The organism is Confluentibacter flavum (assembly GCF_002843175.1).
GTDB classification, from domain to species: domain Bacteria; phylum Bacteroidota; class Bacteroidia; order Flavobacteriales; family Flavobacteriaceae; genus Confluentibacter; species Confluentibacter flavum.
In genome coordinates this window covers 32,253-57,974 of sequence record NZ_PJEO01000017.1, presented here as the reverse complement: position 1 = coordinate 57,974, position 25,722 = coordinate 32,253, and the positions used below count along the sequence as shown (strand labels likewise).

The window sequence follows — 25,722 nt, the reverse complement described above, 5'->3', positions numbered from 1 at the left end:
TTTAGTCGATTTGGTCTTTTTCGTCAATAATACCAAGTCGTTTTGCACGGGCTTCCCAACTTTTTCTTGCCAAATGTTGTAAGTCGGCAATGTTATCACTCTCATCCATAATTTCAAACCCTAGTAAGGTTTCAATCACATCTTCCATAGTAACGATACCACTTACGGAACCATATTCATCAACGACCAATGCCATATGGTTTTTACTATTCACTAATTGATCTAACAATTTAGGAATCGCGAGGGAACGATTGACAATAATGATATTTCGCTTGATATCAACCAATTTTTTGCTGTTGTTATCATTCGCCATTTCCCTGAAAACATCATCTTTTAATACCAATCCTGTAATGTTATCGATTTCATCTTGAAATACGGGGATACGAGAAAAACGAACGTGCTGGTTTTCTTTAAAAAATTCTTCAACGGTCATATCTTCACTAACCGTTTTAATAACGGTACGTGGTGTCATAACATCTTTTGCCTGAATGTTTTTAAAAGTCAGTAAGTTTTTAATCACCGTACTTTCTGAGGCTTCAAAAAGACCTTCTTCTTCAGCTATTTGCGTCATGGCATAAAACCCGTCCCGACTCATAACACTATGATGCCCTTTGCCACCAATAAGTTTGGTAGTTAATTGTAGGAGCCATAAAATTCCTGTCCACTTTAATGGAAATATCAAGAGGTTTAAACTCACGGCTGTAAAGTTGCCCAATTGTCGCCAATATGTTGCACCAATCGTTTTAGGGATTATTTCAGAAGCTACTAAAATAAAAATAGTCATAACAGAGGAAACCACACCTACCATCAAATCTTCAGTAAATGGAAAGCCTAAAAACATCGTTTTTTCATTTCCGTAGATTTCTGCATAGGCTGTTTTGGCTTGTACACCCACTAAAATAGCGCCTACCGTATGTGCTATGGTATTAAAGGTTAAAATGGCTATCAGTGGTCGATCCACATCCTTTTTATAATTTGCTAAGATAACAGCAAACGATTTGCCTTCTTTTTTATTGATATTCAAATAAGTAGGTGTTAAGCTTAGAAATACAGCTTCAATAATGGAGCACCAAAAAGAGAAAACGATAGCGATTAGCGCATAGACTATTAGTAGTCCCATAACTATTTAAATTTTTGTTAAAGCTATGAAATTAATTTTACAATTTCCTTTGCAAAATAACTAGCAATGAGGTCGGCTCCTGCACGTTTTATAGCTGTAACTTGTTCTAGCATAACGGCATCGTGGTCTATCCAACCTTTTTCGGCAGCCGCTTTTAACATGGCATATTCACCAGAGACTTGATAAACCGCTACAGGTACATTCACAACATTTTTTATGTCTCTAACAATGTCTAAATAACAAAGCCCGGGTTTTACCATCACAATGTCGGCGCCTTCATCAATATCCATTTCGGTTTCACGTATGGCTTCAAAACGATTGGCATAGTCCATTTGATAAGTTTTTTTGTCTTTAGGGATATTTATCATATCAACTGGAGCAGAATCTAAGGCATCACGAAAAGGGCCATAAAACGACGAGGCATATTTAGCCGAATAACTCATTATGCCCGTATCTGTAAAACCCCCTTGTTCCAATGCTTCACGGATGGTCACTATACGGCCGTCCATCATATCACTCGGTGCTACAAAATTAGCACCTGCTTTGGCATGGGATACGCTCATTTCAGCCAACAAATCAACGGTTGCATCGTTCACAATAATGCCATTTTCTATAATACCATCGTGTCCGTAAGACGAATAAGGGTCTAAAGCCACATCGGTCATTACCAACATATCTGGACAAGCATTTTTTACGGTTTTAATGGCACGCTGCATTAATCCATTCGGATTTAAAGCTTCTGTGCCTTTGTTGTCTTTTAAATTATCTGGGACTTTTACAAATAGCAACACCGATTTTAATCCCAGTTTCCAAAGTTCCTTCACTTCTTTTTCCAGCAAGTCTAAACTAAAACGGAAGTAATTAGGCATGGATGCGATTTCCTCCTTAATGCCTTTGCCTTCAACCACAAAAAGCGGCACTAAAAAATCGTTTGGAGAGATTATGGTTTCACGAACTAAAGAGCGAATGGCTTCGTTGGTTCTTAATCGTCTGTTTCTTCTTAATGGGAACATGTTGTGTAATGTTAAAGGTTCAATGTTAATTTAGCTGTTGATGGTTTTCAATGGAAGTTTCCCAACCGTCATAACAGCCGTTATATTTTTCTGCAATTTCAGTAAATCTTTCAAAATATAAACTGAATACATCTTCATTAATAGCTTCTTTACTAAAAACAATAAGCAACAATTTATCAAAATCTTTTCTGATTTCAAGGTCCTTATACTGAGTTTTAAAACCAACATTGTTTAAGTGTAACTCGCACTTTTCCAAGTTGGTTAGGTTCTCAAAATAGAACCATTGGGTAACTTCACGTTTTTTATTAAACCTATCACCAAAAAGATTTAAAATATGAATGACTCTTCTGTTTAACTTTATCATTTTATAACCAATCTACAGGATTCTTTAAAACGTATAATAACTTTTCTTCGTCACTTCCTTTTTCAGGATGATGGTCATAAACCCATTGTACATGAGGTGGCAAACTCATTAAAATACTTTCTATGCGTCCGTTGGTTTTAAGTCCGAAAAGCGTGCCTTTATCATGGACTAAATTGAATTCCACATAACGCCCGCGTCTAATTTCCTGCCAAGTTCTCTGAGCATCCGTATAAGGTAAATCTTTTCGCTTTTCAACAATAGGCACGTAAGCATCTAAAAAGCTATTGCCAACATCTGTCACAAAGTGATACCAATCTTCTACGCTGATAGCTTCAGTAGCTTTGCAATAATCGAAAAACAAACCGCCAATGCCCCTGGCTTCTTCACGATGTGCATTGTAAAAGTAGTCGTCGCAACGTTTTTTATAATCTTTATAAAAATGCTCATTATGACGGTCGCAAGCCGTTTTACAAGTTTTATGGAAATGTATGGCATCGTCTTCAAAGAGGTAATAAGGGGTTAAATCTTGTCCGCCACCAAACCAAGAATCTACAATGTCTCCATCAGCATCATACATTTCAAAATACCGCCAATTAGCGTGAACCGTTGGCACCATGGGATTTTTGGGATGAAGCACCAAGCTCAATCCACAAGCAAAAAAATCGACATCACCAACATTAAAATACGCTTGCATGGATTTTGGAAGTTTCCCATGCACACCAGAAATATTAACACCACCTTTTTCAAAAACATGTCCGTTTTCAATCACACGGGTGCGTCCGCCACCGCCTTCAGGCCGTTCCCAAATATCTTCTTTAAAACAAGCTTTCCCATCTACTTTTTCTAATTTAGAAGTAATAGTATCTTGAAGGGAGTGAATGTATTTGAAGAATGTATCTTTCATTATATTGATTTAGTTGTTTTGACACTCAAAATAATATAACCAATGATGGCCGATACTAAAGACCCGATAAGAATACCAATTTTTGCAGAATCCAAATAAACAGGGTCATCTATAAAGGCCAAACTGGCAATAAAAATAGACATAGTAAATCCAATACCGGCCAAAAAGGAAACACCTATAATTTGCCTGAAGCTAATATCCAAAGGAACTTCAACAAGTCTTATTTTTTTTGCTAGGAATATAATGCTAGAAATACCTATGCTTTTACCAATAATTAGAGCGGCTACAATATTTATAACTAAAGCGGTATCTAAATGAATATCACTATTAATGATAACTCCTGCATTTGCCAATGCAAAAATGGGTATGATGAAATAAGCAACCCAATCGTGTAAGTTATGTTCTAAATGCTGAAGTGGCGATTGGTATCTTTTTGTCCAATCTTCCAAATTATCAATTTCATTAATTTGCTCTACTGAAAGGATGGGTTTTTTCAAAATAGAAGCCATTTTAATATTATTGGTAATGGTTACCAAATTATCTACAAACTCAGGTGTTTTAATCTTTTGTCCAATGGGAACAGAAAAAGCAAGTAAAACACCGGCAAGAGTTGGATGTATGCCAGCTTTTAAAAATAATGTCCAAATAACGATTCCAAATACAACCATTATAAACTTAGAGTAATAGCCTTTAAAAGATAAAAGATATAAAATGGCTAGTAGTATAATGGCAGCTATCAATAGCCCAAATTTAATACTTCCGCTATAAAACAAAGCGATAACCAAAACAGCTCCAAGATCATCAACAATGGCAAAAGCAGTTAAGAACACTTTTAAACTTAAGGGCACTTTATCGCCGAGAAGTTTGAGTACAGCTAAAGAGAAGGCAATATCTGTAGCCATAGGGATTCCCCAACCTTTAAATGTTTCGGGATTTTGATTTAAAACTATAAAAATACCAACAGGAACTATCATGCCCCCAAGTGCACCAAATAATGGAAAAGCTAATTTTTTAATAGAGTTTAATTCGCCTATTAAAAACTCCCTTTTAATTTCTAAGCCTATTAAAAAAAAGAAAATGGCCATGAGCCCATCATTAACCCATAAAATTAAGGGTTTATATAGCTCAAAATTTTGTGTTTTAAATCCTATTTTATATTGCCAAAGCGATTGATAACTTTCAGAAAGCGGAGAGTTCGCCCAGGCTAAGGCAACAATAGTTGCAATCATCAATAAGATACCACTAAAGCTTTCTATCTTGACAAATTTTTGAAATGGAGATAAGATTTTTTCAGGTATCATGTAATTGGTTTTAGTTTTTATATTCTTTCACGGCATCAATAAATGCTTTGGCATGGTCTAACGGAATGTTAGGTAAAATACCATGGCCCAGATTAACGATGTATTTGTCTTTGCCAAATTCGTTTATCATTTGATGCACCATTTTTTTGATTTCGGCAGGTGGCGATAATAAACGAGCAGGGTCAAAATTACCTTGAAGGGTTATGTTACCGCCTGTTAAATAACGGGCATTTCTAGGAGAACAAGTCCAATCGATTCCTAAAGCGGAAGCATTACTTTTTGCCATCTCACCAAGTGCGAACCAACAACCTTTACCAAAGGCTATAACTGGAGCATCATCTTTTAAGGCTTCAATTATTTGATTGATGTATTGCCAAGAAAATTCTTGATAATCTACAGGCGATAACATGCCTCCCCAAGAATCGAAGATTTGAACAGCGTCAACACCAGCTTTCACTTTTTCTTTTAAATAGGCAATGGTAGTGTCTGTAATTTTTTGAAGCAATACATGGGCTGCTACAGGATTTGTAAAACAGAATTCTTTGGCTTTATCAAATGTTTTGCTGCCTTGGCCTTGTACGCAATAACAAAGAATTGTCCATGGTGAACCAGCGAAACCAATAAGAGGAATCTCATCATTTAATAATTCCTTAGTGGCTTTTATGGCTTGATAAACATAATCCAACGCTTGTGTGACATCTGGAACAATGACGTTATCAACATCTTTTGCGGTGCGAACCGGATTCGGTAAATAAGGACCGAAATTTGGTTTCATTTGTACCTCAATATTCATGGCTTGCGGAATCACCAAAATATCGCTAAATAAAATAGCGGCATCCATACCGTAACGGCGAATAGGCTGCACGGTAATTTCGCTTGCAATTTCTGGTGTTTGGCAACGCGTAAAGAAATCGTACTTTTCGCGTAGGGCTATAAATTCTGGCAAATAACGGCCTGCTTGGCGCATCATCCAAACGGGTGGTCGGTTTACGGTTTCTCCTTTTAATGCTCTTAAAAATAAATCGTTTTTTATCATATCTAGCTTTTGGCTTTTGGCTATTAGCCTTTAGCCGTGTTTTATTTTATTGATTAAACTATTGATCATTTTTGCTTCTTTTTCAATGGCTTTAAAAATAGGTTCTAAGACTTCAAGCTTTATAAAACCTAGTTCTTGAGTAATAATTAATTGAGTCTCTAATTCAAATAAAGAACCTATGGCAATTTCTAAGAAGCGTTTAAATTCAACTTCACTATTTCTACTACAACCTTCTGCTATGTTAGAAGGAATTGATATTGATGTTCTAGTTATTTGACTTCTTAAACCAAATTTTTCTTCGGAAGGCAGTTTTTCAGACAATAGATAAATTTCCTTTACAAGGTCAATACCATTCTTCCAAATATCAAGTTTTCTAAAATCTCTCATTTTTTAATTTTGCTAAAGGCTAAAGGCTAAAGGCCAATATAATATTCATTCACCAATTCAATAACACTTTCAACTGTTGGTACTTTTGCAATCCGAACATCATCAAAATGTTTCTTGGCTTCGGTTGCCGTGGTTTCACCAATACAAAAAGCAATACCATTGGCGTGGTTCTTTTCTAAATAACTCTGAACGGTTGAAGGACTATAAAACATAACACCTTCAATGGAATCAGGAATTTTTATAGCATCCAACTTTGTTTGATAGGCTTCAACTTCGGTTACTTTAATATTATTTTCTTCTAAAATAGTTGGTAAATCATCCAGCCTTAAATCACTACAAAAATAAGTGACTTCTGTACCTTCCATATAGTCCACTAAATAATGGGCCAGCTTTTTAGCACTATTTTCCGAATGGGTTACTTTACCTATCTTTTTTTCAACTAATTGTTTGGTACGTCTGCCAACACAATATATATTTTTAAACTGTAATTCAATGGCAGAATAATTTGTGGTTAAAGATTCCACCGCATTTTTACTGGTTATTACCACGTTTTTGATTTCATTTTTCAGGAAACGTGGATGAATTCTATTCAAACTTATTTTTATGAAGTCGCCACTGTCAACCACTACTTTTTCATGAAATAAAAGCCGCTGACCTTCCGTAAGTGATTTTGTTGAATAGACATTCGTTTTTTTATTGGAATGCTTGATGGCGTCCATAAGGCGTTTGCCACCACGTTCAATCACAAAATTGGCACAAAATTCTGCCATGTCATGATGCTCGCCCAATTTTTTAACCCTTGTAACATCAATTCTTTTAGAGCCATCGGTGCTTAATAATACACCTTTAAAATTCACCTCTTCATTTTTAATATACGCAAGTGCTCCAATAGGTGCTGTACAGCCACCTTCTAGCTTATTTAAAAATGCGCGTTCAATGGTGGTACATATTTCGGTTTCTTCATGGTTAAGTTCTTTACAAATAGTTCTTATCTCTTCGTCATCTTGTAAAGCCGTAATCATAATGGCACCTTGCGCTGGGGCGGGAATCATCCATTCTAAATTTATGGCTTCTTCAGGTCTTAAACCAATTCTGCCTATACCGGCAGCGGCAAAAATGGCCCCATTCCAATCCTCGTTATCTTCTAATTTTTGTAATCTGGAATTTACATTGCCCCTTAAATCTACAATAGTGTGTGTTGGAAATCTATTTAACCATTGTGCACGCCTACGTAAACTTCCTGTGGCAATGATGCCTTTTTTTGAACTTAAAAACTCTTCATTATCTTTAAAAATCAATGTGTCATGTACGTTGCCACGCTTTATAACAGCCGCTTGAACAATCCCTTTTGGTAAAACAGTTGGAACGTCTTTTAAGGAATGTACAGCGATATCAATATCATGGTTTAACATGGCAATATCTAAAGTACGGGTAAAAATCCCTGTAATTCCAAGTTCGTATAAAGGTTTATCCAATACCAAATCGCCAGTAGATTTTACAGGAACTAATTGGGTTTTATGCCCTAGATTTTCGAGTTGACTTTGTACTATTTTGGCTTGCCATAAAGCTAATTCACTATCGCGGGTACCAATTTTTATTATTTTAGACATGTATAAAAGTTCAATTTTATGGGTGTAAATTATTTTTTTAAAGATTGATTTTAGCTCATATTTCCAATTTTAGAAATGTTATCATTCAAGCCAAAAACAACCAAGACATCATCGGTTTCAATAATGGTATCACCTGATGGAATTCCAATAACTTCTAACTGAGTTGTAGAAACGCCAATTAAGTTTGTTTTTTCCTTTTTGCGTAAAATGGTTACAATGTTTAAATTGTAATTGGTTCTAAAATTTATATCTAAAATGGTTTTGCCAATAAAAGCAGTAGGTGTTTTAACTTCAGAAATAGAATAGCGCTTGTCAATTTTAAAATTATCAACCATATTCTTAAGATTGAGCTTATCAGTTAGTTTGTCTGCAGCTTCTTGTTCTGGGTGTACAATAAAATCAATACCCATGGCTTGTAAAACAGTATCATGTATAGGTGATAGCGATCTACTTATAACTCGTGCCGTACAAAGTTTTTTAATGATTGCCGTAGTAATAATGGCAGCGCCTTCATTTTCGCCAATGGCTATAACAGCTATATCTGTTTGCTTTATTGGTAAGGCTTGATAGGCTTGTTCGTTTGTGGAATCTAAACAGATACTATGAGATATTTTGTCTTTTATTAAATTAACTTTTTCCATTTTATAATCAACTCCAATGACTTCATTGCCTGTTTCCGTTAGACTTAAAGCTAAAGACATTCCAAAATTACCGAGACCAAAAATGATGACTTTCATCTTGCTTAATTTTTAATTTATTAAAATATTTTCCTGTGGATATTGATAGAATTTTTGCCCTATTTGCCCCAACATGCCAAACAGTAAGTTTAACATACCTATCCTACCTATAAACATAACGATTATTATAACAATTTTGCTATTATATGATAGAGTTGGCGTAACATTCAAGCTTAAACCAACGGTACTGTAAGCCGAAAAACACTCAAAAGCTATTTCTAGAAGCGTTTTGTTAGGTTCAAAAAAGAGCAATAAAACAATGGCCATTCCTATAACAATTAATGAAATGGATATAATGGCAAAGGCTCTGTTTACGGTGCTACTGGAAATTTCCCTTGAGTTGATTTCTATTCTTTTTTTCCCTTTTGCGGTAGCAAAAATATTTAATGTTGCAATGGCAAAGGTACTGGTTTTTATACCACCCCCAGTTGACGCAGGCGATGCGCCAATCCACATCAATAACATTACAAAAAGCAATGAAGGGGTTGCTACCTGGGTATAATCAATGGTATTAAACCCTGCCGTTCTTGGGGTTACTGAAGAAAACATGGCAGTTGTTACTTTGCCAAAGGTAGATGTATGTTCTTTAAGCGTGTAGTTGGCTTCAAAAAAGTAAAAATAAATAAATCCAGATACCAGTAAAACGCTAGTTGTAACCAAAATTAACTTAGAATTTAGGGTAATAACCCTAACCGATTTTAGTTTTCTAGTTTTATAAAATAAATTAATAATAAAGTTTTTTAAATAGGTTAGTATGTTAAATACAATATTATAGCCCAAACCGCCAAAAATGATGAGCACCATAATAACCCATTGTAAAGAGTATTCAAAACGAAGACCAGGATCATAAAAACTAGTTGACGATGTTGAAAAACCAGCGTTACAAAAAGCGGAAACTGCATGAAAAATAGAGAAAAAGACCTTGTTTTCTACAGACGTAACGTCATTTATTGAGCCATAAATAAAGAAAACCCCAACGCATTCAAGGCCTAAAGTAAACAAAACGATTTTTACTGCTATTTTAAAAATATCTTGCAGGTTTTCTGAAGCCGTAAAATCTTTTAGATACATGCCTTCACTAAACGAAGAACTTTCTTTAAAGAAATAAGCAAAAAAAGACGTAAATGTTAATATGCCTAAACCACCAATTTGAATTAAAACCATAATAACGGTTTGCCCCAATTGTGTAAAATCGTTTGCGGTATCTAAAACGGCCAAACCAGTTACGCAAATAGCACTTGTTGAGGTAAAAAGGGCATCAATAAAAGAAATGCCATGCGTGGTTACTTTTGGCAACATTAAAAAGAGGGCGCCAATAAGCGAGAAAATGCCAAAACTGCCAACAAACAAAATGGCAGGATTAAAATATATTTTATAGATGTATTTAATTAAAAATGTCAGTCTTATCAGCAAATAAAAGAAGAGTCCTATTTCAAAAATAACTTTAGTTTTTACGGTAAGTTCAACAATTGAATAGTCGTAATTATATAGTATGAATGAGGTGGCGGCAATTAAAGTTGATAGTAGAAAAATGATGTTAAACCTGACTGATTTCCTTGAGCTTTTGTCTTTAAACTGATAGCTTTTTATCACATTAAAAGCTATTAACAGAAGTACAATAACAAAAAACCCTACTAGTTTATAGGGTTTATAAGTATCATCAATAGTGAAACCAAAATCAAAGATTAAGAAGAACAGAATGAATATATCTAAAAAACGATATAGATTTGTGAAGCTTTTGTTGTTTTTCATCTTATCTTAAAACTTAAGTTTTTTACTTTATGCTTGTAGTTAAAATTTAACCGCAAAAGAATAAAGTAGCAAATGTAAAAGTCTTAAACATTTGTTGGAGTTTCTTCTAGCTGAAATACTTTTTTAATAAACTCTAGACTATCATCAGTAGACATATTATCATTTTTTAAATGGTAAGCAAAATGATTGGTTATTTTTTGAATGAGGTTATTGCTAATCAATTCAGCCTGCACTTCATTAAAGTCTGAAAGTTTTTTACGTTGGGTATCTAATTCCGAAGCAGCAAAATCAAGTAATTTGTGCTTTAGGGCTTTAATGGTTGGGGCAAATTTTCTAGTTTCCAACCAATCATTAAATTCCGTGTTTACTTCTTTAATAATAGCTTCAGCAAAAGGGATATGTGTTTTTCTTTTTTCTAAAGTTCCATCGGTAATTTGGGAAAGATGATCTAAATGTACCAGTTTAACATTTGGTAAATTTTCAACGTTTTCGTCTACATTTTTAGGAATGGACAAATCTAAAATTAGAAGTGGTTTTTTTGTTTGAATAATATGTTTATCAATCGTGGGTCGATGTGCGCCGGTTGCCACAATTAATATATCTGATTTACTTATTTCTTCTTGTAAATTGGCATAATCCTTAACAATTAAATTAAACTTTCCAGCAATTTGTTCAGCCTTGTCTTTTGTTCTGTTTATTAAAGTAATATGCTCGTTTTTTGTGTGTTTTACTAAGTTTTCACAGGTATTTCTGCCTATTTTACCTGTGCCAAAAAGTAAAATATTTTTATTTTTAATGTCTTCAACCGTATTAAAAATATATTGAACAGAAGCAAAAGACACCGATGTTGCACCAGACGATAATTCCGTTTCAGTTTTAATACGTTTGCTGGCTTGAATTACAGAATTTACAAGACGCTCTATAAAAGGGTTCAACAAACCATTTTTTCTTGAAAGCTTAGCACTGTTTTTAAGTTGACTAATAATTTCAAAATCACCTAGAATTTGACTATCTAAACCAGAACCCACTCGAAACATATGGGTTATGGCATCTTTGTTTTTATAAATGTAGGCTACTTCTTGAAATTCTTCAACTGTACCATTAGTATTGTCACAAAGCAATTTAATAAGTTGATAAGGATGTTGGGCAAAACCATAAATTTCAGTGCGGTTACATGTAGAGGTAACAATTAAACTCTCAATATTTTCAGTTATAGCTTGAGTAAGCAATGCTTTCTTGGAGTCTTCATCCAAACTAAAGCGTCCTCTTATGTCTGCATCGGCCTTTTTATAGCTCAAACCAATGGCATAAAAATTATTACTTTTGGATATATTGTATTGTTGCATGCTTATAACTCGAAATTTCTCAAGCAAATGTATGTTGATGGCTATTAAAAAAATAACGCTCAAAGAACTTTTAATATCGTTTGTGGTTTTTTAGTATGTTTTTTGTCAAAAATATGATTTTTGTCATATTTTTGCATATTATACGATAGTTTTATCGATTTTATTTATAACGAATCTAAATAATAAACTTGTGATTGATGATAAAAGTCAACTAGAAAATGTCGCTAAAAGTCCTTTTGAGGAAACAAAAGTAGATGACGGATTTTTTATATTAACATATAAAAACGATAAAAGTATCGCTCAAAGTATTGTTAAAGAGATACATAGTGATTTTATTCAATTTCATTTTTGCCTTAAAGGGTCTTGTAAATTTGTATTTAATGAAGGCCGATATGCCTTGAACATTCTTGAAGAAAACTCATTACTTTTGTATAATCCACAACGTGAATTGCCAATTAATCTGGAAGTAAACCCAAATTCTTGGATTGTTACCGTGCTTATATCTATAAAAAAATTTCATGGTTTGTTTTCTCAAGAAGCCGATTACATATCATTTTTAAACGAAGATAACAAAGACAAAAAGTATTATAAGGATGGTGTTATTTCACCATCATTGGCCATTGTATTAAACCAGTTAATAAACTATAATTTAAATCAAACTATTAAAAACCTGTATTACAGAGGGAAAGCTTACGAACTTTTAAGCTTGTATTTTAACAGGAGTGAAGATGCTAATATTGAACAATGTCCGTTTTTAGTTGACGAAACCAACGTGATTAAAATAAGAAAAGCAAAAGATATTATAATTTCTCGTTTAGCGGAACCGCCAAGTTTACAAGAGCTCGCAGATGAAATAGGATTAAATCTTAAAAAGCTTAAGGAAGGGTTTAAACAAATTTATGGTGATTCGGTATTTAGCTTTTTATTTGATTATAAAATGGAAGTAGCCCGAAAATTATTGGAGTCTGGTGAAAATAATGTCAATGAAGTAGGCTTAAAAGTAGGTTACAGTACTTCAAGCCATTTTATTGCCGCTTTTAAAAAGAAATATGGTACAACACCCAAAAAATATATTATGTCTTTAAATTGATTTTTCATGAAAAATATTTTAATAGCTATCACTGTTTTTTTTACCCTATCGTGCAATACTACCGAGAGGGATAATGATTCAGACAATGTACTTACGGATAAAGTGCTTGTTTTTACAAAAACAAGCGGATTTAGACATCAATCTATAGAAATAGGTGTAAAAACTATTCAAGATTTAGGCAGGCAAAACAATTTTGAAGTCACACAAACTGAAGATGCGAGTTTGTTTTCTACAGAAAATTTAAAAAAGTACCAATTGGTTATTTTTCTTAATACTACAGGGAATGTTTTGAATGCCAATCAAGAACAAGCTTTCAAAGAATTTATTAATAATGGCGGAAGTTTTATGGGGGTTCATTCAGCCACAGATACCGAATATGAATGGGCTTGGTATGGAGAACTGGTTGGGGCTTATTTTTTAAACCACCCAGAGCAATCCATTGCCACCATAACTCGACTTAACAGTACACATTCATCTACCAAACATTTGCCAGAGCAATGGACTCGATACGATGAATGGTATAATTTTAAATCGATATATGAAGATATAAATGTATTGCTAAATTTAGACGAATCGACTTATGATGGTGGAGAAAATGGCGCAAATCATCCCATAGCGTGGTACCATGAATATGATGGTGGCAGATCGTTTTACACCGCTTTGGGGCATACCAACGAATCGTATGCAGAACCAGAATTTAAACAACACTTACTAGGTGGTATTTTGTATGGTTTAAAGCGGTAATTTTAGAATTAAAAAAAAGTTTAAGAAATGACATATTTAACCCCAGAAATCGAAGCTTTATCTAAAAACACGAATACTATATCTTTGGTTCGTTCGAATATATCTTGTGGTATTTTTCAAGATTGTGATTATAGTGAAGAACGGCCTAAATTATATCACCAACAAAAATTGGAGAATAATGAAGATTAATTCATTATTTAGATAATTATAAAATTGCAAATGAAAAAAGGTGTACTTCTTGTAAATCTTGGTTCTCCCGATAGTCCTGAACCAAAAGATGTAAAAAAATATTTAGGTGAGTTTTTAATGGACGAGCGCGTTATTGATATTCCGTTAATAGCAAGAACAGCGCTTGTTAAAGGGATTATTTTAAAAACACGTCCCAAACAGTCGGCTGCAGCCTATAAAAAAATATGGTGGGAAGAAGGCTCTCCCTTAATTGTGCTGTCAAAAAGGCTTCAAAATGCCATTCAAAAGGACGTGGAAATTCCAGTAGCTTTAGCGATGCGTTATGGCAGTATGACTATTAAAAAAGGTCTTCAGGAATTGGTTGATAAAGGTGTTGATGAAGTGTTGTTGTTTCCATTGTATCCGCAATTTGCCATGGCCACCACAGAAACGATTTTGGTATTGGCAGAAGCTATACAAAAAGAATTTTTTCCAAACTTAAAAATAGAATCAGTTCCTGCATTTTATAATAAACCAGATTATATAGACGTGCTTTCAAACTCCATAAAAAAGCATTTGGAAGGTAAACAATATGAACATATTTTGTTCTCATATCATGGGGTTCCAGAACGCCACATAAGAAAAAGCGATGTTACAAAATCACATTGTAAAATTGATTGCACCTGTTGTGTCACACCAAGTAAAGCACACGAATTTTGTTATAGACATCAATGTTTGGAGGTCACCAGATTGGTTGCTGAAAAACTTCAGATAAAAGAAGGCGCTTTTTCAACCTCCTTTCAATCCAGATTAGGATTCGATCCTTGGTTGCAACCTTATACCGATAGAACTATTGAGCGATTGGGCAAAAATGGGATTAAAAACATGGCGATTGTAACGCCTGCTTTTGTGAGTGATTGCCTGGAAACTCTTGAAGAAATAGCTATGGAAGGAGAAGAAATTTTCCATGAAATGGGAGGAAATGAATTTACAACAGTACCTTGTTTAAATGATGATTCAGAATGGGTAGCTTTACTATCAAAATGGATTAATAATTGGACTGTTTCCAAAACCCAAACGGTATAATTAATGGGAAAAGTAACCTCCCAAGATTTAGGGACACAATCCATCAGTAAATTGCTTGTTAAACAGGCACTTCCTGCCTCCATAGGTATTTTGGTGATGTCTTTAAATATTTTGGTGGATACTATTTTTGTAGGCCATTGGATAGGTTCTATAGCCATTGCCGCTATTAATGTGGTGCTACCGGTGTCCTTTTTTATTGCAGCTTTAGGCATGGCGATCGGTATTGGAGGCTCTTCCATTATATCAAGGGCACTGGGTTCAGAAAATAAAAGCAAAGCATTAAAAACATTTGGAAATCAAGTCACCCTAACGTTATTGCTAACAATAACCATGGCAATTCTGGGATTGTGGTTTACAGATTATATCATTGACTCGTTTGGAGGAAAGGGGGCTATTTTTGAACCAGCAAAAATTTATTATAAAATAGTGCTTTATGGCGTTCCGTTTTTAGCATTAAGTATGATGGGAAATGCTGTTATTAGAGCAGAAGGAAAACCTAAGTTTGCCATGTATGCCATGATGATTCCATCGGTTAGCAACTTACTTTTAGATTATCTTTTTATAAATGTATGGGGTTATGGTATGGAAGGTGCCGCTTGGGCAACTACGATATCTTACGGACTTTGCTTTATTTATATTATTTGGTTTTTTAAGTCTAAGCATTCCGAATTAAAAATTGGGTTTTCACATTTCGTATTAAATTTAGGTATCGTAAAAGAAATAAGTTCGTTAGGTTTTGTAACTTTAGCTAGACAAGCCGTGGTAAGCATTACGTATTTATTTATGAATAATATTTTATACCATTTAGGTGGTGAAATTTCGGTAACGGCGTATGCTATCGTTGGGCGTATGCTTATGTTTGCCATGTTTCCTGTTTTAGGTATTACCCAAGGGTTTTTGCCTATTGCGGGGTTTAATTACGGGGCTCAAAATTATGCAAGAGTTAGAGAGACCATTAATACAGCCATAAAATATGCATCCATCTTGGCAACTTTTGTATTCATTATTTTAATGTTTTTTCCAGAGGCTATTACCAGAATGTTCACCACAGATGCTGCCGTTATTAAGCAGACACCAAGTGCGATGAGATGGGTATTTGCGGCAACCCCCATTATTGCCGTTCAGTTAATTGGGGCAGCGTATTTTCAGGCCATAGGAAAAGCAACTCCAGCACTCTTGTTAACCTTAACAAGACAGGGGTTTTTCTTTATTCCACTCATTTTAATACTTCCTAAATTTTTTGGAGAATTAGGCGTATGGGTCTCTTTCCCAATTTCAGATGTGCTCTCAACGATTGTAACCGCTTATTTTTTAAATCGGGAAATAGTCAAAACGCTTAAACCAGATGTACAAGTTTCAGATTCAATATTATAAATTATGGAATACTATTATATAAAATCATTTCATCTTATTTTTGTTATCACATGGTTTGCAGGCTTATTTTATATTCCCCGGTTGTTTGTGTATCAAATTGAAGCGTTTCATAAGCCATCCCCCGACAAAGAGATTTTAGGAAAACAGTTAAAACTGATGACAAGACGTTTGTGGTATATCATTACGTGGCCATCAGCCATTTTATCAACAATATTTGCTATTTGGTTGCTTATTTTGCAACCGTTTTGGCTGCAACAAGGGTGGATGCAAGTAAAATTGGCTTTTGTTGTTTTGCTCATCATTTACCATTTAAAAACACACCAGTATTTCAATCAACTTCAAAATGATGTGGTTAAAAAAACATCAAGTTTTATGCGTATTTGGAATGAAGGCGCTACGTTTATTCTGTTCGCGGTGGTTTTTTTGGTCATTTTGAAAAGTGCTCTGGATTGGGTTTATGGCGTCGTTGGAATGATTGTTTTAGGGATTCTTATCATGTTAGGTTTTAAACTTTACAAGAACTTCAGAGAAAAAAATCCAGATGCTTAATCCTTGAGTTTAATTTTTTTTAATCAACATATAATATTGCTGTGTCTTTTTAAGGAACGTATTATTTTTAAATTCACACCTAACGTGTTTGGTTTGATTATTGCTATATTTATGCCATATTGCCTTTAATGAAACTAAAAAAACTATCACTTCGGACACGTATTTTTATAGCCATGATACTGTTGGTAGTATTGGCATCGGTACTTGTTGCTTATGTGGCTATTTATCAGTATAAAGGTGAAAAAGAAGAATACCATACAGAAAGATTAGGACAGAAAGAAGAAAATATTAAAACCCATATTAGTCGTGTTTTAAACGGAAGACAAAATACTTGGGAAGTGACAACGGAGAACATTCCGATAATCTTTAAAGAGGAATTAAGCAACATTGCAGACATCCATAAACTTCAAATCAATCTCTACGATTTAGAAGGCTCTCTTTTAATAACATCAAAAGCGAATTTAAAAAACGACGAAAAAGATAAATGTATTGATGCCGAAATTCTAAATGATATTTCAAATACGGCTTTACACAGATATGTAAATAAACATGTGTCTAATGGTGAGACATTTCTATCATCATACTCCTATATAACCGATTCTAAATTTAAGCCTATTGCTATTATTAATTTACCCTATTTAGAGAATGACGATATTTTCGCCAATGAGCTTAATAAATTTTTAGGACGATTAGGCTATGCCTATTTGCTTATTTTAATTATGGCCATTGTAATCGCTTTTGTACTGTCTAAATACATTACAAAAACCATTAAGACGATAAGTGATAAAATAAACACCACGCGCCTTGAAAAAAGAAATGAACGTATAGAAATAGAGGACACCAGCCAAGAAATATCAACATTGGTTAGTTCTTACAACAGTATGATTGACGAACTTGAGGAAAGTGCCGTAAAACTGGCCACTAGCGAACGAGAGCAAGCATGGAGGGAAATGGCCAAACAAGTGGCTCATGAAATTAAAAATCCGTTAACGCCCATGCGATTGACCGTTCAAAATTTTCAGCGCAAGTTTAATCCAGAGGATGAAAATATTCATTCAAAAGTTGATGAATATAGCAAAACCTTGATTCAGCAAATAGATACCATGAGTTCTATTGCGTCTGCGTTTTCAAACTTTGCAAAAATGCCGGCGCAACAGAATGAAACGTTAAATGTGGTCAGCATTGTAAAATTGGCTTTAGATATTTTTAATGAAGATTACATTTTTTTCACCTCAGATAAGGTTGAAATCATTGCCAAATTCGATAGAACCCAACTTATAAGAGTGGTTACAAATTTGGTAAAAAACGCCATTCAAGCGATTTCAGAAGATAGAAAACCAAGAATTATTGTCAATGTAAGTACTAATGAAAATGACGTTATTATAACGGTTTCAGATAACGGCGTGGGGGTTTCGGAAGAGAATAAGGAAAAAGTATTTGAGCCTAAATTCACCACCAAAACAAGTGGTATGGGACTTGGGTTAGCGATGGTTAAAAACATTGTAGAAACCTATAATGGCACGATAACCTTTGAAACTGAGAAAGATAAAGGAACAACCTTTATAGTTGCATTTCCTAAAGTATAAAACTATAAAACCTTATTGCTTAAATATTTGAACTTGGTATTTTTTGATTTTTTTGTTCACTTACTTAAAAATAATCGTAAATTTAAAAGGCAAAAACACCAACTAAACAAAAAACAAACTGATGGAAAAAATTAACAGAAGAACATTTAATGTTAAACTAACACAAGCCTTGGCAGGTGCTGCATTATTATCACATATACCTTTAAGTTACGGGCTTAATTCTGGTAGACAAGATAAAAAATTGGGCATTGCTCTAGTGGGTTTGGGAGGTTATGCTGGCGGACAATTAGCGCCTGCTTTACTGAAAGCTGAACATTGCTATTTAGCAGGGATTGTAACCGGTACGCCATCAAAAGAAAAGGAATGGATGGATAAGTACAGCATCCCTAAAGAGAATGTGTACAATTATGAAAACTTTGATAACATAGCAAAAAACGATGCGATTGATGTGGTATACGTTGTGTTGCCAAATAGCATGCATGCAGAATTTTGTATTCGCGCCGCTAAAGCCGGGAAACATGTGATTACTGAAAAACCCATGGCTGTAAGTGTTGCCGAATGTGATGCTATTATAAATGCCTGTAAAGAAAATGGCGTGAAATTAGGGGTTGGTTACCGTATGCAAACAGATCCTTATACCAATGAAATAAAAAGATTGGTAGCTGAAAAACCTATGGGAGAGGTACAATATATATCCTCGGATGCTGGATTTGTTTCTGGTAATAATCCTGACCAATGGCGCTTAAATAAAAAACTTGCAGGAGGCGGTGCCTTAATGGATATGGGTGTTTATGCCATACAAAGTAGTATTTATGGTGCGGGTGCTAACCCAGTGTCAATTTCTGCTCAAGAGTTCAAAACCAGACCAGATTATTTTAAAGAAGTTGACGAATCTATCACAGCCCAAATGAAATTTTCAAATGATGTGGTAGGGAATATGTTTACATCTTACAACGCGAACGCCAATAGGCTTTTTGTGAGTTTTAGACGCGGTTGGGCAGAACTCAATCCATGCCATAGTTACGGCCCATTAGCTGGACGCACCTCCAAAGGCGAGGAAATCAAATTCCCTTTTGAGAGGTATTATCAGCAAACCACACAAATGGATTCTTTTGCAAAACATGTTTTAACAGGAAGCACCAACTTTGCACCTGGAGAGATGGGAAAACGAGATATCATTATTGTTGAAGCCATTTATAAATCCATTGAAGAAGGCGGAAAAACCATTCCGTTAGATTTAGGAGATATGGGCATTGTTAAGGTTTAATGAACGTGTTATCTATCTATAAGAAATATAGTATTCTATGGGTTTTTAAGTTGCCATTTGGCATTTTTTGCACAATCAAAAATTGAATATGGCGATTATCAAGTGGATTTTTTGGATGATGAAAATGAAGGTATTCAATACACGCTGACTTTAAATGAAGAACATACATTTAAGTTTCATTTCTTCAGAAAGCCAAAGGGTGCTAACAATCCAAAAGAAAATTATTATGCAAAAGGCACTTGGGCTTCAGAAAACAACTTGATTGTTTTTGATGCTGAGGACGATTTAGATTTGAATGAAGAATACACCCTTAACTTTAAAAACTCTAAAGCAAGGTTTAATACAAAATCACCCAGAGATGTGTCAGCAAGAGTTGTAAAAACCTCCATAAATTTTACGATTCTGAACTATCTTGGGTTAAAGGATTAGAACTTTTTAAAATATAACCTTAGTGAGATACAATCATATTTTATCAAAATCAACAGATACTATAACGCTCATTTCTATTAACAGGCCAAACAAACTCAACGCTTTAAACATAGAAACGATTGAAGAACTTCACCATGCTTTAAAAAAAGCCAACAATGATAAAAAAACAAAAGTCATTATCATTACTGGAAGTGGCGAGAAAGCTTTTGTAGCGGGTGCCGATATTAGTGAATTTGCCGATTTTGATGAAGACGAAGGAAAAAATTTAGCCGCCAACGGACAAGAATTATTATTTGATTTTATTGAAAATTTACCAACACCCGTAATTGCCGCCATCAATGGTTTTGCGCTTGGTGGCGGACTCGAATTAGCCATGGCTTGCCATTTTAGAGTGGCGAGCGATAACGCCAAAATGGGCTTGCCAGAAGTATCTTTAGGTGTTATTCCCGGTTATGGAGGTACACAACGTTTACCACAATTAATAGGAAAAGGGCGCGCTATGGAACTTATTTTAACGGCAGGCATGATTGATGCCAACCAAGCACTTTCTTACGGATTAGTAAACCACGTTACCACACAAGACGAGTTATTGCCTTTTTGCGAAAAGATTGCCAGTAAAATTACGAGAAACTCACCCGTTGCCATAAGTGCCGCCATAAAGGCGATTAATGCTAATTTTGAAGATGGCATTGATGGTTTTGAAGTGGAGATAGAAGAATTTGGTAACTGCTTTGGAACCGAAGATTTTGCTGAAGGGACTTCGGCTTTTTTAGAGAAGCGTAAGGCTGATTTTTCTGGCGAATAGGGTTTAAGCGAATAGATTTTGAATCAATCAATTATTTTTACAAAGTGTTATAAAAGTTGTATGGAATCTATGTTTTAATATAAATTAAAAAAAATCCTATAATTAATATAATTTTAAGGTTATTGGAAATATAACAAAAGCTAAATTGGAATTTCAACGCCTAAACCAGTTCTCAAGCCTGACCAATTACTTTTGACTTCTTCTCCATTATTATTTTCTAAATAAAAATCATTATTCTCTTTAAATTTTAATGTGCCACCGAAGGTAATATCAAAACCTAAAGAAGCTTTAATAATAAAAAATGATACAGGGTACTCATAAATTAATCGACCTCCTAATCCAAAATTTATAGATTGAAGTTTAACTTTCTCATCAGTAATATTATTTAAAATTTGAGTGTAATTTTCCACTGTGAGATTTGATAACATGCTAAAAGCTCTTAAACCTAGACTAAAACCTTCTTTGTTTTTTGAAAAATTAATCTGATACTCCCCTCCAAATGTATAAGCATCTAATGGCTGAGTTATTCTAATAACTCCTGAATAGTCAGAATAAGATATTTTTCCTCCTGTTGAATTATAACTAAAAAACAAAGATGTATTAATTTTACCTACTTTATAGCCTAAAGTAAAACCAATATTTGATGGAAAGTTATCATTAACTTGTATTGGAATTTCGGGTATATCTTTTATAAACTCTTGTTGAAAGGATTTTAAAGAAGTATGTGAGAATGTATTATAATTAAACTCAAGAAAAATATTCCCACTTTGACTGTAACATATTGAGGAATAGATGATAAAAATTACTACGGCTTTTATTTTCATACTATTATTCATTAATATAATGATCTAAATAATATCCATTTCTATCTACATATCTGTAAATAAGTTTGTTGTTTGCAAACCAATAACCTCGAGGTATCTCTTCTGGATTCCATGCAGAAACAATATTGCCAACTTCAATTCTCTTAAACTCGTTAGTCATTAGACCATATACATAAGCGTAAGATGGAGTAGAATTGCCAAATCCATATTCACTTCTTACAAGTAGTAATTTTTTTGTATAGACATCATAATCCATAATATTTATTCTTGTAAAATCACTCAAAACAGTTTTTGTTTGACTAGCAAAATCAAATATTACAGGGTTGCCATCGTAAGTATTATAGATACATTTATTTAAACCTTCCATAAACTTAACAAGGTTTACAGAATTATTGGTGTTGGTTATTGTAAGGGGGATTACAATCTTATTGTTAATTTCAAAAATAGTGTCGTTAGCATAAAAATATCTGCCATTATCTGAGATATTGAAATAACCTGTTTTACTTACTGCATAAAATTGAGCTTTTGTACTCGAGTCATAAAAAATAATGTTGTCAACCTGCTCAATAACAATGATATTATCTCTATAAAATATATTACCGCTTTGTTCCCCAAATCCTGAAATTTCCCATTGATTAATAATTGAAAAATTGTTTTTATCTACTAATAATGAAATGCTACCCGCATCAAGAATTAAGTTATGGGTTATGGGATCGATTGTTAGTTCTTGATTATCATAAGCCTCAACAATGGCTATTACCTTTGAATCAATTATCTCTAAATCAATAGGATCTAATTTATATATAGTAATATTGTCAAGGCAACTCCCACAACTACTATCTATTTTCAAAGCATAAATAACATCATTATCTTCATTGTATATATATTCATTATATGAGCCTCCTGCACCAGAATCAAATTGTTCAAAATAAGATTCAAAAGTAAATAAACAACCCTTATAAATATCCTCCGACCCTGATTCTTGGTACAAACTAAATGTAACCCCTATATTTAAATTTGGAAATTTAATGGGCTCATCAACTATAATTTCTCCTCCCTGAGAACTAACTTTATGTACTGAATTATTATAATCATCATTAAATGAGTAATAATCAAAATTGTTATAAAGGGCATGTTTAGGTATAATTAATTTATATTCATTTTCATTTAAAATCAACTTTTGAATTTCAAATGGTTTTATAGATAAACTCACCTTGTTACTTATTGTGTTTCCTCTGGTGTTTTCAAGATATATTTCATACTCTAAATAGTTACCAGATTGACCTCCTGTGCAACTTGTTGACGTATGAACATAAGTGTCATTATAAGTTAAATTTAATAATTCTTGTTTAGTAATTTCCAGATAATTAGAATTGCCATTATTAGTAATAATGAGTAATGCCTTATCAAAATTAGTTTCAGTAATGGGTTCCCATTTCAGATAAATTGAACCATCAATAATTTCAACACTTTTCATTACTATAGTTGGTGGAGGAGATTTGTCAACAATAAAATTGTACTCTTCAGTCTTAATATAAGCTTCAACACCACTTACATCAGCTAAACTTCCAGAACCTGAAGAAAAAATATATTCTATTTTTAAAATATGATTACCATCTTCTAATGATTCTGTATCAATAATAAAATCTCCAGAATTCGTTGTGGTAGTTTTAATTTCAATGTTATCAATGTAAATTTTAATTTCGTAAAGACGGTGTTTGTTATTTCCATTATAACTAAAATTAACTCTTGTAGTGACATAAAATATTTGATTATCACTCAAGGAATTTAAACTAATAGATGCAGTAGGTGTTTTTTGTGTTACTTCAAAGAATGAGTCTTCTGAAAAGTCATAGGCACAATTTGATAAAATAATGGATAAAGTAATAATTGATAATATCTTATTAAATTTTCGATGTGTAGGTTTCATGCATTCTTTTATTTTTTTAATAATTTTAAAATCATTTAATACTTCTTATTATTCAAATATTTATGCAGCTGTTTATCTATAGACTTTTCAAAGGTCTATATCTTCCTTTACACGAAGGTCGTTGAAAAATTCTACAAATCAAGAATACAAAACTTTTTGTTAATAACCCAAAATCATTTTAACAATTTCCTTTTCAAATAATAATTAACTTTATAAAGTTACTACACTAGTATCTCCAAATAGTTTATTATTATGAATCCCAAATCTACCATAAAAGGGCGTGGAGCGCAACTGAATGTGCCTAATCGTTTCTTTGAATTAAGTTACGAAATGCGTGATGATTTTCTTGAATTTTGCCATAAAGACGGTGAGGAAAGCGACAAAAACAAAACATTGTATTTAGAGGTGTTCCCTAAAACCATCGTTAATAAAGTGGAAAGCCCAGATATTGGTATGGCATACTCCATGAATCCGTACCAAGGCTGCGAGCATGGCTGTATTTATTGTTATGCACGCAATAGCCATGAGTATTGGGGATATAGCGCTGGTTTGGATTTTGAGCGACGTATTTTAATAAAGAAAGACGCGCCTAAGCTTTTAGAAACACTTTTAAAAAAGAAAACTTGGAAAGCACACCCCATCGTGATGTCTGGAAATACCGATTGTTACCAACCAGCAGAAAACACATTTGAAATTACGCGCCAATGTTTAGAGGTTTTTTTAAAATATAAGCATCCTGTGTCCATTATCACGAAGAATGCCTTGATTTTACGGGATTTGGACTTGTTGAAAGCCTTAGCAAAAGATAATTTAATAGGCGTAAATATGTCCATAACGTCATTATCTGAAGATATTAGGCGTATTTTAGAACCTAGAACGACTACGATTAAAAAAAGATTGGAAACCGTTAAAATGCTTAGCGAAAATGGCATTCCGGTAAATGTGATGTTAGCGCCTATAATCCCGTCTATTAATAGTCATGAGATTTTACCGTTGGCAAAAGTAGTATCAGAACATGGGGCGTTATCCATTGCCCATACCATTGTGAGGCTTAATGGCGCGATAGGCGAAATATTTTCTGATTGGATAAAAAAAACCATGCCCGATCGGGCAGATAAAGTATTGCATCAAATTGAAAGTTGCCATGGCGGTAATTTAAACGACAGCCGTTACGGCACAAGAATGCATGGCGAGGGAAAAATAGCAGAGCAAATTAACAACTTGGTGAAAATGGCAAGGCACAAATATTTTAAAGGAAAGGTAATGCCTAAACTGAATTTAGATTTGCATGAACAGTTTAAAGAAGGGCAATTGAAATTGTTTTAAACAAAAAAAAGTGAGCCACCACAGCTCACTTTTACCAACTAAACTAAATAAGACATTAAACTAATTATTAATGAATTTTGTAAATTCTCTACCATTGGTAGTGAATACTATTTTATAGTCACCACTTTTTAAATCATCTGTTAATTTATAAACTCTTTGAATGTTTTTAGTGTCTTTAATAGTTTCTGTTAAAACAAGCTCAGAACTATTTAATTTTTCATAATAAACTTCAATTTTTAAAGGTTCATTATTAAGAGCAAGTTTAGAAACAAATACTAAATCATCTTTAATTCTCACTGTTGGTTTAAAAATTGTTTTTGCCATTTCAGTATCAAACTTAATGGTGTTAGACTCAACAGTAAAAGGAATCACTTTTATTTGTACTTCAGCATCAAGTTCAAAATGATATGCGCCATCTGGTAAAGCAGTTAAATCAAATCCTTTAACATAATGGCCATTACTTTTAATAAGTTCTTCATATAATTTAACACCGTAGCTATCTTTTATATATAACGTGTTTCCTTCTTTAACATAATCTAATGTAAGAGATGTTTTTTTAGCATTGCTTGCAAGTCTAAAAAATGGTGTTCCTTCGTTTGCGAAACTTAACGAGGCAGCAAGCATAGCTACCATTAAGATTCCTTTTTTTGTGTTTTTAATTACTTTTTTCATGATTTGGATTTTTTAACGTTCAACACCACAAAGGTATGTGGTATTAGAAGTCTACAAAACATTGATTTTTACATATTTATGTGCTATTTTATCTGTTATTATTACATTAAGTTTATGTAAAGTTAATTTAGCATAGAAGCGTGTTAATTGGCTATATGACATGAAAGAAACCACAACGATTTAAAAATTATAATATAATAGGAAACGACTAAGCGTTTTGCTTTAGAGTAATAAATATGAAAAAGCAAAGTGTAAGGATAAGGAAAGAAATCATTTTTTAGAAGAAAACCAGTTCTCATTGC

25 protein-coding genes are annotated in these 25,722 nt (G+C 33.5%); 11 read left to right on the top strand and 14 right to left on the bottom strand.

Annotated elements, in window-relative coordinates:
• Position 1: 1 nt before the first annotated feature.
• The 11 genes from CSW08_RS06360 to hemA form a co-directional block, all read right to left on the bottom strand.
• Positions 2–1,120 (bottom strand): CNNM domain-containing protein, encoded by a 1,119-nt coding sequence (locus CSW08_RS06360; protein WP_106659077.1) that lies wholly within the window; start codon positions 1,118–1,120, stop codon positions 2–4.
• Between the two features lie 23 nt (positions 1,121–1,143).
• Positions 1,144–2,133 (bottom strand): porphobilinogen synthase, encoded by a 990-nt coding sequence (hemB, locus tag CSW08_RS06355; protein ID WP_106659076.1) that lies wholly within the window; start codon positions 2,131–2,133, stop codon positions 1,144–1,146.
• Positions 2,134–2,158: 25 nt separating this feature from the next.
• The gene (locus CSW08_RS06350) at positions 2,159–2,497 is read right to left on the bottom strand and encodes a ribonuclease E inhibitor RraB (protein WP_106659075.1); all 339 of its coding nucleotides are present in this window, start codon (positions 2,495–2,497) and stop codon (positions 2,159–2,161) included.
• A 1-nt stretch (position 2,498) separates the two neighbouring features.
• The gene (gene hemF / locus CSW08_RS06345) at positions 2,499–3,401 is read right to left on the bottom strand and encodes an oxygen-dependent coproporphyrinogen oxidase (protein ID WP_106659074.1); all 903 of its coding nucleotides are present in this window, start codon (positions 3,399–3,401) and stop codon (positions 2,499–2,501) included.
• Complete coding sequence (gene nhaA / locus CSW08_RS06340) at positions 3,401–4,702, bottom strand: Na+/H+ antiporter NhaA (RefSeq protein WP_106659073.1); 1,302 nt, start codon at positions 4,700–4,702, stop codon at positions 3,401–3,403. Before nhaA ends, hemF begins: the two co-directional genes overlap by 1 nt.
• Before the next feature lie 10 nt (positions 4,703–4,712).
• Positions 4,713–5,738 (bottom strand): uroporphyrinogen decarboxylase, encoded by a 1,026-nt coding sequence (hemE, locus tag CSW08_RS06335; protein WP_106659072.1) that lies wholly within the window; start codon positions 5,736–5,738, stop codon positions 4,713–4,715.
• A 30-nt stretch (positions 5,739–5,768) separates the two neighbouring features.
• A complete protein-coding gene (locus CSW08_RS06330) occupies positions 5,769–6,125 on the bottom strand; it encodes a four helix bundle protein (protein WP_106659071.1) in 357 nt (118 codons plus the stop codon).
• A gap of 26 nt (positions 6,126–6,151) precedes the next feature.
• Complete coding sequence (gene hemC / locus CSW08_RS06325) at positions 6,152–7,735, bottom strand: hydroxymethylbilane synthase (protein ID WP_106659070.1); 1,584 nt, start codon at positions 7,733–7,735, stop codon at positions 6,152–6,154.
• Positions 7,736–7,785: 50 nt separating this feature from the next.
• Positions 7,786–8,472: a potassium channel family protein gene (locus CSW08_RS06320; RefSeq protein WP_106659069.1), complete on the bottom strand. Its 687-nt coding sequence runs from the start codon at positions 8,470–8,472 to the stop codon at positions 7,786–7,788.
• A gap of 12 nt (positions 8,473–8,484) precedes the next feature.
• On the bottom strand, positions 8,485–10,224 hold the full coding sequence (locus CSW08_RS06315) for a TrkH family potassium uptake protein (protein ID WP_106659068.1): 1,740 nt from the start codon (positions 10,222–10,224) through the stop codon (positions 8,485–8,487).
• 83 nt (positions 10,225–10,307) lie between these two features.
• The gene (hemA, locus tag CSW08_RS06310; RefSeq protein ID WP_106659067.1) at positions 10,308–11,570 is read right to left on the bottom strand and encodes a glutamyl-tRNA reductase; all 1,263 of its coding nucleotides are present in this window, start codon (positions 11,568–11,570) and stop codon (positions 10,308–10,310) included.
• 190 nt (positions 11,571–11,760) lie between these two features.
• Between hemA and CSW08_RS06305 the strand changes: the two genes are divergently transcribed.
• The 10 genes from CSW08_RS06305 to CSW08_RS06265 all read left to right on the top strand — a co-directional run bounded on the left by CSW08_RS06305 (position 11,761) and on the right by CSW08_RS06265 (position 20,668).
• Entirely contained in the window at positions 11,761–12,660 is a 900-nt protein-coding gene (locus tag CSW08_RS06305) for an AraC family transcriptional regulator (RefSeq protein ID WP_106659066.1), read from the top strand.
• Positions 12,661–12,666: 6 nt separating this feature from the next.
• Positions 12,667–13,404, top strand: coding sequence for a ThuA domain-containing protein (locus CSW08_RS06300; protein WP_106659065.1), 738 nt, complete (start codon positions 12,667–12,669; stop codon positions 13,402–13,404).
• A gap of 27 nt (positions 13,405–13,431) precedes the next feature.
• Positions 13,432–13,593 (top strand): hypothetical protein, encoded by a 162-nt coding sequence (locus CSW08_RS18240; protein WP_203226853.1) that lies wholly within the window; start codon positions 13,432–13,434, stop codon positions 13,591–13,593.
• A gap of 30 nt (positions 13,594–13,623) precedes the next feature.
• Complete coding sequence (hemH, locus tag CSW08_RS06295; protein ID WP_106659064.1) at positions 13,624–14,658, top strand: ferrochelatase; 1,035 nt, start codon at positions 13,624–13,626, stop codon at positions 14,656–14,658.
• A gap of 3 nt (positions 14,659–14,661) precedes the next feature.
• Positions 14,662–16,032, top strand: coding sequence for an MATE family efflux transporter (locus CSW08_RS06290; protein WP_106659063.1), 1,371 nt, complete (start codon positions 14,662–14,664; stop codon positions 16,030–16,032).
• Positions 16,033–16,035: 3 nt separating this feature from the next.
• Positions 16,036–16,581, top strand: coding sequence for a CopD family protein (locus CSW08_RS06285; RefSeq protein ID WP_106659062.1), 546 nt, complete (start codon positions 16,036–16,038; stop codon positions 16,579–16,581).
• 128 nt (positions 16,582–16,709) lie between these two features.
• Positions 16,710–18,167, top strand: coding sequence for a sensor histidine kinase (locus CSW08_RS06280; RefSeq protein ID WP_106659061.1), 1,458 nt, complete (start codon positions 16,710–16,712; stop codon positions 18,165–18,167).
• Between the two features lie 121 nt (positions 18,168–18,288).
• Positions 18,289–19,434 carry a Gfo/Idh/MocA family protein gene (locus CSW08_RS06275; protein WP_106659060.1) on the top strand — a complete coding sequence of 382 codons (1,146 nt, stop codon included), beginning with the start codon at positions 18,289–18,291 and terminating at the stop codon, positions 19,432–19,434.
• 57 nt (positions 19,435–19,491) lie between these two features.
• Positions 19,492–19,863 (top strand): copper resistance protein NlpE N-terminal domain-containing protein, encoded by a 372-nt coding sequence (locus CSW08_RS06270; RefSeq protein WP_106659059.1) that lies wholly within the window; start codon positions 19,492–19,494, stop codon positions 19,861–19,863.
• 22 nt (positions 19,864–19,885) lie between these two features.
• Positions 19,886–20,668, top strand: a complete 783-nt coding sequence (locus CSW08_RS06265; RefSeq protein ID WP_106659058.1) for an enoyl-CoA hydratase/isomerase family protein — start codon at positions 19,886–19,888, stop codon at positions 20,666–20,668.
• 140 nt (positions 20,669–20,808) lie between these two features.
• Here the strand turns inward: CSW08_RS06265 and CSW08_RS06260 are convergent, their stop codons facing one another.
• On the bottom strand, positions 20,809–21,492 hold the full coding sequence (locus CSW08_RS06260; protein WP_157831432.1) for a hypothetical protein: 684 nt from the start codon (positions 21,490–21,492) through the stop codon (positions 20,809–20,811).
• 4 nt (positions 21,493–21,496) lie between these two features.
• Positions 21,497–23,422, bottom strand: coding sequence for a hypothetical protein (locus CSW08_RS06255; protein ID WP_106659056.1), 1,926 nt, complete (start codon positions 23,420–23,422; stop codon positions 21,497–21,499).
• A gap of 252 nt (positions 23,423–23,674) precedes the next feature.
• Between CSW08_RS06255 and CSW08_RS06250 the strand changes: the two genes are divergently transcribed.
• Positions 23,675–24,748 (top strand): PA0069 family radical SAM protein, encoded by a 1,074-nt coding sequence (locus CSW08_RS06250; protein WP_106659055.1) that lies wholly within the window; start codon positions 23,675–23,677, stop codon positions 24,746–24,748.
• A gap of 60 nt (positions 24,749–24,808) precedes the next feature.
• Here the strand turns inward: CSW08_RS06250 and CSW08_RS06245 are convergent, their stop codons facing one another.
• Complete coding sequence (locus CSW08_RS06245) at positions 24,809–25,420, bottom strand: hypothetical protein (RefSeq protein ID WP_106659054.1); 612 nt, start codon at positions 25,418–25,420, stop codon at positions 24,809–24,811.
• Positions 25,421–25,722: the final 302 nt, after the last annotated feature.

Bases quoted from the DNA above. Each gene is read 5' to 3' on its own strand.
- CSW08_RS06260 (WP_157831432.1), bottom strand. From the start codon at position 21,492: ATGAAAATAAAAGCCGTAGTAATTTTTATCATCTATTCCTCAATATGT.
- CSW08_RS06245 (WP_106659054.1), bottom strand. From the start codon at position 25,420: ATGAAAAAAGTAATTAAAAACACAAAAAAAGGAATCTTAATGGTAGCT.
- CSW08_RS06300 (WP_106659065.1), top strand. From the start codon at position 12,667: ATGAAAAATATTTTAATAGCTATCACTGTTTTTTTTACCCTATCGTGC.
- hemE (WP_106659072.1), bottom strand. From the start codon at position 5,738: ATGATAAAAAACGATTTATTTTTAAGAGCATTAAAAGGAGAAACCGTA.
- CSW08_RS06360 (WP_106659077.1), bottom strand. From the start codon at position 1,120: ATGGGACTACTAATAGTCTATGCGCTAATCGCTATCGTTTTCTCTTTT.
- CSW08_RS06275 (WP_106659060.1), top strand. From the start codon at position 18,289: ATGGAAAAAATTAACAGAAGAACATTTAATGTTAAACTAACACAAGCC.
- hemH (WP_106659064.1), top strand. From the start codon at position 13,624: ATGAAAAAAGGTGTACTTCTTGTAAATCTTGGTTCTCCCGATAGTCCT.
- hemB (WP_106659076.1), bottom strand. From the start codon at position 2,133: ATGTTCCCATTAAGAAGAAACAGACGATTAAGAACCAACGAAGCCATT.
- CSW08_RS06285 (WP_106659062.1), top strand. From the start codon at position 16,036: ATGGAATACTATTATATAAAATCATTTCATCTTATTTTTGTTATCACA.
- hemF (WP_106659074.1), bottom strand. From the start codon at position 3,401: ATGAAAGATACATTCTTCAAATACATTCACTCCCTTCAAGATACTATT.
- CSW08_RS06280 (WP_106659061.1), top strand. From the start codon at position 16,710: ATGAAACTAAAAAAACTATCACTTCGGACACGTATTTTTATAGCCATG.
- CSW08_RS06315 (WP_106659068.1), bottom strand. From the start codon at position 10,224: ATGAAAAACAACAAAAGCTTCACAAATCTATATCGTTTTTTAGATATA.
- CSW08_RS06290 (WP_106659063.1), top strand. From the start codon at position 14,662: ATGGGAAAAGTAACCTCCCAAGATTTAGGGACACAATCCATCAGTAAA.
- CSW08_RS06255 (WP_106659056.1), bottom strand. From the start codon at position 23,422: ATGAAACCTACACATCGAAAATTTAATAAGATATTATCAATTATTACT.
- nhaA (WP_106659073.1), bottom strand. From the start codon at position 4,702: ATGATACCTGAAAAAATCTTATCTCCATTTCAAAAATTTGTCAAGATA.
- CSW08_RS06350 (WP_106659075.1), bottom strand. From the start codon at position 2,497: ATGATAAAGTTAAACAGAAGAGTCATTCATATTTTAAATCTTTTTGGT.
- CSW08_RS18240 (WP_203226853.1), top strand. From the start codon at position 13,432: ATGACATATTTAACCCCAGAAATCGAAGCTTTATCTAAAAACACGAAT.
- CSW08_RS06250 (WP_106659055.1), top strand. From the start codon at position 23,675: ATGAATCCCAAATCTACCATAAAAGGGCGTGGAGCGCAACTGAATGTG.
- hemA (WP_106659067.1), bottom strand. From the start codon at position 11,570: ATGCAACAATACAATATATCCAAAAGTAATAATTTTTATGCCATTGGT.
- CSW08_RS06320 (WP_106659069.1), bottom strand. From the start codon at position 8,472: ATGAAAGTCATCATTTTTGGTCTCGGTAATTTTGGAATGTCTTTAGCT.
- CSW08_RS06330 (WP_106659071.1), bottom strand. From the start codon at position 6,125: ATGAGAGATTTTAGAAAACTTGATATTTGGAAGAATGGTATTGACCTT.
- hemC (WP_106659070.1), bottom strand. From the start codon at position 7,735: ATGTCTAAAATAATAAAAATTGGTACCCGCGATAGTGAATTAGCTTTA.